At 65.6% G+C, this 5,813-nt stretch carries 6 protein-coding genes and 1 riboswitch; of the genes, 4 read left to right on the forward strand and 2 right to left on the reverse strand.

What is annotated here, in order from left to right; genetic code table 11:
• The first annotated feature begins 110 nt into the window (after positions 1–110).
• Positions 111–899, forward strand: a complete 789-nt coding sequence (locus AAC023_RS13165; RefSeq protein ID WP_339741656.1) for a helix-turn-helix domain-containing protein — start codon at positions 111–113, stop codon at positions 897–899.
• 101 nt (positions 900–1,000) lie between these two features.
• The gene (locus AAC023_RS13170; protein WP_339741657.1) at positions 1,001–2,527 is read left to right on the forward strand and encodes a serine hydrolase domain-containing protein; all 1,527 of its coding nucleotides are present in this window, start codon (positions 1,001–1,003) and stop codon (positions 2,525–2,527) included.
• A 22-nt stretch (positions 2,528–2,549) separates the two neighbouring features.
• On the opposite strand, the gene AAC023_RS13175 is transcribed toward AAC023_RS13170, so the two are convergent.
• Together AAC023_RS13175 and AAC023_RS13180 are read right to left on the reverse strand one after the other, a co-directional pair.
• On the reverse strand, positions 2,550–3,104 hold the full coding sequence (locus AAC023_RS13175; protein WP_339741658.1) for a hypothetical protein: 555 nt from the start codon (positions 3,102–3,104) through the stop codon (positions 2,550–2,552).
• A gap of 11 nt (positions 3,105–3,115) precedes the next feature.
• The gene (locus tag AAC023_RS13180) at positions 3,116–3,631 is read right to left on the reverse strand and encodes a hypothetical protein (protein WP_339741659.1); all 516 of its coding nucleotides are present in this window, start codon (positions 3,629–3,631) and stop codon (positions 3,116–3,118) included.
• A gap of 127 nt (positions 3,632–3,758) precedes the next feature.
• Positions 3,759–3,857: riboswitch (TPP riboswitch) on the forward strand.
• Between AAC023_RS13180 and AAC023_RS13185 the strand changes: the two genes are divergently transcribed.
• Positions 3,852–4,220: an MmcQ/YjbR family DNA-binding protein gene (locus AAC023_RS13185; RefSeq protein WP_339741660.1), complete on the forward strand. Its 369-nt coding sequence runs from the start codon at positions 3,852–3,854 to the stop codon at positions 4,218–4,220. (Overlaps the previous riboswitch by 6 nt.)
• Before the next feature lie 34 nt (positions 4,221–4,254).
• Positions 4,255–5,813, forward strand: a 1,559-nt coding sequence (thiC, locus tag AAC023_RS13190) for a phosphomethylpyrimidine synthase ThiC (protein WP_339741661.1), incomplete at its 3' end; no start/stop codon positions are given.

Here is a 5,813-nt window from a genome sequence, read left to right on the forward strand (position 1 = left end):
GGCTGGCTGGCCGGGCCGGCAACTTCGATGTGGACAGGATTTCATCATCCAAACCGCGGTGCTGGTGCATCATGATGACGGGCCCGGCTTTTCGCCGCGCCGGGAGATTGATGATGCAACACGCGCAGCTCTTTGCAGGCGGCGGGACCTGCGCCCGGCTCAGCTATTATGCCCGGGGCGGGTCGATGCCGGCGCACCATCATGGCGTCCACCAGTTTTCCTGCCTGCTGGCGGGCGAGTTTCTCGAAGCGCATGCCGGGTGTGAGCGGGAGATCGGACAGCCCAGTGTCGGCGTCAAACCGGCCGGTCTCGAGCACCATAATCAATACGGGCCCAACGGGGCCCTGATCCTCTCCATCAATCTGGAGCCGGACCGGCTGGACGAATACCTGCCGGGGCGTTCAATCGACTGGCGCTGGCAGGCGGGTGTCATGACCGGGCGCGACCGGCATTCGGCAATGACGCTCGCCGCGCTTCCGCACGGATCGGACGCCGAGGCGGAGACGATCATTTGCGATCTGCTGGCCGTGATGACGCCGCAGGGCGGCCCGCGCAGTGACGCATGGCCTCGTCCGGCAGTGCCCGGCTGGCTGATCCGCGCCCGCGATGCATTGCGCGACAGTGCGACCGCGCCCGACCTGAAATGCCTCGCCGACGAAGCCGGTGTTCATCGCGTGCACTTGTCGCGGGCCTTCCGTGACCGGTTTGGCGTGCCCCCCAGCCTGTATCGCCGCCGTTGCCGGCTGGCGGGGGCGATCGCCGACATGCTGCAGGGGGCTTCGCTGGCCGACGCGGCCCATGGCGCCGGCTTTGCCGACCAGAGCCATTTCACGCGCCTTGCCAGGACCGAAACCGGCTATTCGCCGCATCGGCTCAGAACCCTGCTCGCCGCTGCCTGAGACGGCGATGTTACACCCGTTCAATACCGGCCCTGTGCGCCTCTGCTTGACTGGGTCTTGAAAAGCTCCCTGCCGGGGAGCGCAGCTATGGAGCACCACGCATGTTACGTCACACTCTCGCGGCCATCAGCGCCCTTCTTCTGACCGGCACGGCGGCACTGGCCGAGACGCCCCGGGGCGCCGCCGCGCAGCTGGACGAATTTCTCGACCGCTTTCCCGATCTCGGTCCCGGCTTTGCCGTCGTTGTGGTGACGCCCGACGATATCATCATGAACCGCACCCGGGGCGAGCGCCGCGCCGCGACCGGGGCGCCGATGACGTCTGAGACGCCGATCTATATCGCCTCGCAGACCAAGGCCTATATGGGCCTGCTGGCGGCCTGGCTCGACGCGCAAGGCATTCTCGCGCTCGACAGCGCCATCACGGATCACTGGCCCGACCTGCAATTTCCCGAGGGCGCCGATCCCGCCGACTGGACCCTGCGCGATCTGATCTCGCACCAGGTGCCGATCGAGGCGGAGATGATCACCATTCTGGAAGCCTATGTGCTGCAGGTGCAGGCGAGCGATTATCCCGCCTTGATCGCCAATTACGCCAGCGCCCGCGAGCCGGGCTTCCAGTATGACAATCTCGGTTACAATATTTACGGTGCCATCCTGGAGACGGCGACCGGGCGCTCCTGGCAGGACTGGCTCGACCAGGTAATTTTCGATCCGCTCGGCATGGACCACACCTCGGCGCGCACCTCCGATTTCGCGCTCGATGAGCTTTCCTGGGGCCATATCTGGCAGGGCGAGGATGTCGGCTGGCATGAGGTCCGCCCCAAGACCGATGCCATCATGCAATCGGCGGGCGGTCTGGTCACCTCGACCGATGACATGGCGACCTGGCTGCAGCTGCAATTGCGCGGCGAGGCTCCCGCGGGCAGTGGCATTACCGCGGCCATGCTCGCGGAGGCGCAGACCAGCGCCGTCGACACCCACCAGGATGATCGCCGCAATGCGATCGAACTGCCCTGTTCCGGTTATGCGCTGGGCTGGAATATCTGTGATTTCGAGGGTCATGCGCTCTATGTCCATGGCGGCGGCTATACCGGTATCCGCACCATGATGGCCTTCGCGCCCGATCTCGGTGTCGGCATCGCCACCTTCTCCAATTCCGACAATATGACCGGCTGGGTCACCTCGCGCACCGTGATCCAGTATCTGCAATTCCTCACCGGGCATGAGGATGCCGAGAGCTGGTCCGAGGCCCGGCCGCGCCTCTATCCGGAACGCGCCGCCTGGCTGCTCGACCGGCGCCAGGATAGCCTGGCCGAGGCCCGTGCCGAAGAGCGCTGGGGCGGCTGGAGCTGGCAGCCTTCGGTGACAGAACTCGCCGCCTATGAAGGCCGCTGGAGCACCGGCGATTCCTATCTCGATTTCGACATCGCGCTGGAAGATGGTCAGCTTGTCGCACGCTGGGGCGACTACACCGTGATGATGACGCCCGCCTCGCCGGACCTGTTCGGCGGCCAGACCCAGCCGCTCGGTGATCTGGAGGCCTTCCGGTTCTCACGCGATGAAACCGGCGCCGTGACAGGTGTCGTCCGGGATGAGAGCAGCTATCGGCGTGTCGCCGGCGAATAGGCCCTGAGCTTCGCGCGCTGCCTCAGTCCGCTTCGGCGGGGCAGCGCTCGAAGGGCCGCAGCACATCATTGTTCATCGCGGCGCCGTGGACGCCCGGTGCGCGGGCCGAATGGACCAGGATGATCGGTTCGCCATTATAGGTGAGGACGGCGCTGACAAGCTCGGCATCGCCATTCGGGTTGGTGAGGATGAGACTCCGCAGCGGGTAGGGCGGTGAACCATCTGCCGGTGTGTGCCAGCCATCGATCATGGTCATGATGCGCATGCCGTGGTCGAGTTCACGGACAGCTCCGGGCTCGGCCAGGGAGAGCGCATAGCTGAGCCGGTAGCGCGCCGCCGCGCCGCCCAGGCCGAGCACGAGTTCACCGGCCTCGCCATCGACCCAGGCGGGATGATCCGGCGGCGTGCGAACCTCGAGGTCGAACCAGCGCGCCGACGCATCGCCGCAGGCGGAGCTGCCATCGGCCAGGCGCTCGACATAATGGCCATCGGGCAGGGCGGGCAGGCCCTGCGGCTCGGCGGGCGCGTCGGGGCCCTGCAGCAGAAGGGCGGCGAGCAGGCTTGTTGCGATCAGCATGGCAGTCTCCGTCAGTCTGTGTCGGCCGGGCAGTGCTCGAAGGGCTCAAGGTCGACGCCATTGGCCAGGGCGCCATGGGTGCGCGGCTCGTGGTCTGTGAGCACCAGGTGAATCGGCGGGCCGCCATCAGAGGCGGTGGCGCTGATGAGCTCGGCATCGCCATTGGCGCTGGTCAGAAAACTGGTCCGCAAGGTGTAGGTCCCGTCGTCCAGCGTGACGCTGCCATCGATCATGTGCATCGTGCGCATGTCGAAGGCCGGGTCCGGTTCGGCGAAGGAGAGCGCGTAGGTGAGCTGATAGTCCACCGGCGCCGCGCCCAGTGCGATCACGAGGCTGCCGGCATTGCCATCGACACCGGAGGGGCTGTTCGGCGGGGTGCGGACATCAAGCTCGAACCAGCGCGCCGACGCATCGCCGCAGGCCGAGCTGCCATCAGACAGGCGCTCGACATAATGGCCATTGGCAAAAGCGGGCAGGCCCTGGAGCTGGAGCGCGGCGGCGACAAGCAGGCTGGCGGCAGTGAGCATGGCGCGTCTCCGGTTTGATGCCGGCACTCTAGCCGCCGCGGTCACAAAGGGAATCCCCGAAACGGGGGAGGGGCTGCCCGATCCACAGTCCGCTTGCCAGAATCACCGGCGGGCGCCATGCTCGCTCCAGATTTCCGAGGGGCGTCCTGGCAGGTGTCAGGTCTGAGAAGCACCCTTAGAACCGGATCCGGGTCATGCCGGCGTCGGGACGGAGCGAGAGATGGACGAAGCCGAATTCAACGCTTTCTGCGGCACTTTGCCCGCCACCAGCACCGTCGTGCAGTGGGGCGAGGCGCATGTCTGGAAGGTGGGCGGCAAGATCTTCGCCGTCGGTGGCTGGGCGAAGGATATTGAAGGCTTCGCCATCTCCTTCAAATGCTCGCCGATGACGTTCGAGATCTACAAGGACGAGCCGGGCATGCGCCCCGCCCCCTATCTCGCCTCGCGCGGCATGAGCTGGCTGCAATGGACCGGCCCGGAAACGCTCGATACCGACACGCTGCGCGACTATCTCGGCGAAAGCCACCGCCTGGTCGCGGCCGGACTGAGCAGGAAGGCCCGCGCCGAGCTCGGCCTTGCCACCGACTAACCCCCTTTTCACATCCAAAACCGGACGCCCGCACATGAACAAGCCCACCACCCAAGCTTCATTCGAGACCCCCAAGGTCACCACCGGGCCGCTGCCGGGTTCGCGCCGCGTCTGGACCTCGCCGGTCACGGCGCCGGGGCTGAAAGTGCCGCATCGCGAGATCGATCTGCATCCGACGGCGAATGAGCCGCCGGTGCGGGTCTATGACACCTCCGGGCCGTATAGCGATCCGGATGCCAGGATCGATGTCGAGCAGGGCCTGCCGCGCGTGCGCCTGGCCGGGATCAAAAAGCGTGGCGGCGTGGAAGAGTATGAAGGCCGTCCGGTCACCCCGCTCGATAATGGCGGCGCGACGGGCAAGTATCTGGCGCGCGAATTTCCAGGCCTGCACAAGCCCATGCGTGGCCTCGCTGATGCGCCGGTCACCCAATATGAATTCGCCCGCGCCGGCATCATCACCGACGAGATGATCTATGTCGCCGAGCGCGAAAATCTCGGCCGCAAGACGCCCATGGCCGGCTTCAAGGAACGCATGGCCGATGGCGAGAGCTTCGGCGCCTCGATCCCGGAATTCGTGACGCCGGAATTCGTCCGCTCCGAGATCGCCCGTGGCCGCGCCATTATCCCGTGCAATATCAATCACACCGAGCTCGAGCCGATGATTATCGGCCGCAATTTCCTCACCAAGATCAACGCCAATATCGGCAATTCCGCCGTCACCTCCTCGGTCGAGGAAGAGGTCGACAAGATGGTGTGGGCGATCCGCTGGGGCGGCGATACGGTGATGGATCTCTCGACCGGCAAGAATATCCACAACACCCGTGAATGGATCCTGCGCAACTCGCCGGTCCCGATCGGCACCGTGCCGATCTACCAGGCGCTGGAAAAGGTGAATGGCGTCGCCGAGGACCTGACCTGGGAGGTGTTCCGCGACACGCTGATCGAACAGGCCGAGCAGGGCGTGGATTATTTCACCATCCATGCCGGCGTGCGCCTCGCCTATGTGCCGATGACCGCCGACCGGGTCACCGGCATCGTTTCCCGCGGCGGCTCGATCATGGCCAAATGGTGCCTGGCGCATCACCAGGAGAGCTTCCTCTACACCCGCTTCGAGGAGATCTGCGACATCATGCGCGCCTATGATGTGTCCTTCTCGCTCGGCGATGGCCTGCGTCCCGGCTCGATTGCCGACGCCAATGACAAGGCCCAGTTTGCCGAGCTGGAAACCCTGGGCGAGCTCACAAAGATCGCCTGGGCGAAGGGCTGCCAGGTGATGATCGAGGGGCCGGGCCATGTCGCCATGCACAAGATCAAGGAGAATATGGACAAGCAGCTCGAGTGTTGCCACGAGGCCCCCTTCTACACGCTCGGCCCCCTGACCACCGATATCGCGCCGGGCTATGACCACATCACCAGCGGCATCGGCGCCGCCATGATCGGCTGGTTTGGCTGTGCCATGCTCTGCTATGTCACCCCGAAAGAGCATCTCGGCCTGCCCGACCGCAATGACGTCAAGACCGGCGTCATCACCTACAAGATCGCCGCCCATGCCGGCGACCTCGCCAAGGGCCACCCGGCCTCGAAGATCCGCGA

The sequence above is a fragment of the uncultured Maricaulis sp. genome, assembly GCF_963976135.1.
In the GTDB taxonomy this organism is placed as follows: domain Bacteria; phylum Pseudomonadota; class Alphaproteobacteria; order Caulobacterales; family Maricaulaceae; genus Maricaulis.

Bases quoted from the DNA above. Each gene is read 5' to 3' on its own strand.
- AAC023_RS13180 (WP_339741659.1), bottom strand. From the start codon at position 3,631: ATGCTCACTGCCGCCAGCCTGCTTGTCGCCGCCGCGCTCCAGCTCCAG.
- AAC023_RS13165 (WP_339741656.1), top strand. From the start codon at position 111: ATGATGCAACACGCGCAGCTCTTTGCAGGCGGCGGGACCTGCGCCCGG.
- AAC023_RS13175 (WP_339741658.1), bottom strand. From the start codon at position 3,104: ATGCTGATCGCAACAAGCCTGCTCGCCGCCCTTCTGCTGCAGGGCCCC.
- AAC023_RS13185 (WP_339741660.1), top strand. From the start codon at position 3,852: ATGGACGAAGCCGAATTCAACGCTTTCTGCGGCACTTTGCCCGCCACC.
- AAC023_RS13170 (WP_339741657.1), top strand. From the start codon at position 1,001: ATGTTACGTCACACTCTCGCGGCCATCAGCGCCCTTCTTCTGACCGGC.